The sequence below is a fragment of the Brevundimonas sp. genome (assembly GCF_036677305.1).
Lineage (GTDB): Bacteria > Pseudomonadota > Alphaproteobacteria > Caulobacterales > Caulobacteraceae > Brevundimonas.
This window is the reverse complement of record NZ_JAKFEB010000173.1, coordinates 1-2,574: the sequence shown is the minus strand read 5'-3', so window position 1 is coordinate 2,574 and position 2,574 is coordinate 1. Positions and strand designations below refer to the sequence as shown.

Annotated in this window: 2 protein-coding genes; one reads left to right on the top strand and one right to left on the bottom strand. The window is 70.7% G+C overall.

From position 1 onward, the window contains the following. A partial coding sequence (gene putA / locus V6M42_RS09845) for a bifunctional proline dehydrogenase/L-glutamate gamma-semialdehyde dehydrogenase PutA (protein WP_332678359.1) occupies window positions 1–2,366 on the bottom strand: 2,366 nt, incomplete at its 3' end. Window positions 2,367–2,480: 114 nt separating this feature from the next. Between putA and V6M42_RS09840 the strand changes: the two genes are divergently transcribed. After that, window positions 2,481–2,574: hypothetical protein (locus tag V6M42_RS09840; protein WP_332678360.1), on the top strand; the 94-nt coding region annotated here is incomplete at its 3' end.

Below are 2,574 nucleotides of genomic sequence, written 5' to 3'. Positions count from 1 at the left end.
CGGGCGGCCAGCGCCTTGTTGATCATGGTCGCCGTGTCGGTGCCGCCGGTGAAGGCGACGCCGTCGATGCCGGGGTGGCTGACCAGGGCCGCGCCGACCGTCTCGCCGCGTCCCGGGACGAGGGCCAGCAGGTTCGGATCGAGGCCGGCCTTGTAGTAGAGGCGCACGGCCTCGGCGGCGATCAGGGGGGTCTGTTCGGCGGGCTTGGCCAGGACGGCGTTGCCGGCGGCCAGCGCCGCGACGATCTGGCCGGTGAAGATGGCCAGGGGGAAGTTCCACGGGCTGATGCAGGCGAAGACGCCGCGGCCGTGCAGGACCAGCTGGTTGATCTCGCCGACCGGGCCCTTCAGCTCGGTGCGGCCGCCGAAGTCGCGTTCGGCCAGCATGGCGTAGTAGCGGCAGAAGTCGGCGGCCTCGCGGATCTCGGCCACGGCGTCGTTCAGGGTCTTGCCGGCTTCGCGGGACAGCAGGGCGACCAGACGGTCCATGTCGGCTTCCAGCGCGTCGGCCATGGCGCGCAGGACGGGGGCGCGGCCCGCGCCGCCCTTGCGGTCCCAGGCGACCTGGGCTTTCGCCGCGGCGTCAGCGGCGGCGTCGATGTCGGCCGTGGAGGCTTCCGAGACGTGGCCGAGGACCTGGGTCGTGTCGAAGGGATTGGTCACGGCCTGCGGGTTCGTACCCGCCTTCAGCTTGCCGCCGATGATCGGGCCCGAGGTCAGTTTCTCGGCGTCGACCTTTCCGAGGGCGGCGAGGTGCCGGTCGCGGTCGGCGGCTTGCGAATAGTCGCGGCCGAGCGAGTTCTGGCGGTCCATGTACATGTCCTTCGGGGTCGGGATCTTGGCGTGGCGGTCGGGGTGGGCCTCGACCACGGAGATGGGGTCGGCGGCGACGGCGGAAGCGGGCACCCGCTCGTCCAGCAGGGCGTGGACGAAGGAGGAGTTGGCCCCGTTCTCCAGCAGGCGGCGCACCAGATAGGGCAGCAGGTCCTCATGCCCGCCGACGGGGGCGTAGGCGCGGACGGTGACCGGGCCGAAGGCGTCGCGGGCGGCGTCGTACAGCGCCTCGCCCATGCCGTGCAGGCGCTGGAATTCGATCTTCACCTTCCGCTCGGAGGCCATCTTGTGGACGGCGGCCAGGGAGTGGGCGTTGTGGGTGGCGAACTGGCTGTAGATGTGGGGCGCGGCCTCGATCATCGCCTTGGCGCAGACGAGGTAGTTGAGGTCGGTCGCGGCCTTGGTGGTGAAGACCGGATAGTCGGTGCGGCCGAAGACCTGGGCGCGCTTGATCTCGGTGTCCCAGTAGGCGCCCTTGACCAGACGGACCATCAGGCGACGGCCCGAGGTCCTGGCCAGTTCGGCGACGCGGCGGATCACCTCGGGGCAGCGCTTCTGATAGGCCTGGACGGCGAGGCCGAGGCCGGTCCAGCCGCCGAGGTCGGGCTCGCGCGCCAGACGGTCCAGCAGCTTCAGCGACAGGGCCAGACGGTCGGCCTCTTCCGCGTCCATGGTGAAGTTGATGTCGTGTTTCGCCGCGATCCGGGCGAGGCGCAGGATGCGGGGATAGAGCTCGTCCCAGACGCGGGCCTCGTGCGTGGCCTCATAGCGCGGCGACAGGGCCGACAGCTTGACCGAGACGCCGTGGCCGGCCTCGGGCCCCTGCCCTTTCGCCGTCTTGCCGACGGCCTCGATGGCGTCGGCGTAGATCTTCTCATAGCGCTCGGCGTCGTGGGCGGTGCGGGCGCCCTCGCCCAGCATGTCGAACGAGCAGAGCCAACCTTCCTTGTTGGCCCGCTTCAGGGCCGCCTCGATGGTGCGGCCGACGACGAACTGCTCGCCCATGATGCGGACGGCGGCGGCGACGGCCTCGCGGATGACCGGCTCGCCCAGACGGCCGACGATGCGCTTGAGGAAGCCGGGCAGGTCGGTGCGGGCCTCCTCGTCCACGTCCACCAGCTTGCCGGTCAGCATCAGGCCCCAGGTGGAGGCGTTGACGAACAGGCTGTCGGACTGGCCGAGGTGGGACGACCAGTCGGCCGAGCCGATCTTTTCGGCGATCAGGCGGTCGCGGGTGTCCTCGTCGGGCGTGCGCAGCAGGGCCTCGGCCAGGCACATCAGGGCCAGACCCTCCCGGGTGCCGAGCGAGAATTCCTGCAGGAAGCTTTCGACCACCCCCTGTTTCTTGACGCTGGCGCGGGCGTGCTCGACCAGGCCCGTGGCGCCGGCCAGGACGGCGGCGCGTTCCGCGCCGTCCAGCGGCATGTTGGCCAGCAGGCCCCGCACCGTGGCGGTTTCGTCGGCGAACTTGCCCTGATCCAGCGTATCCCAGTCCTGGGAGAGGGCGACCGGCGGCGAGACGTGTGCGTTCATGGCGCGCGTCCTAGACGCTTTTGAGCGAGAACGGGAGGGGGCGCGGCATCTCGCCAAGGCCCGCCGGAACCGCTAGACCGTTTGCCCGATCAACGGCGGAGCCTTCCGGCCCATATGCGCATCGTTCTGGCCACCGACGCCTGGGAGCCCCAGGTCAACGGCGTCGTCCGCACCCTGACCCGCACCGTGGCGGAATGCCGGGGCATGG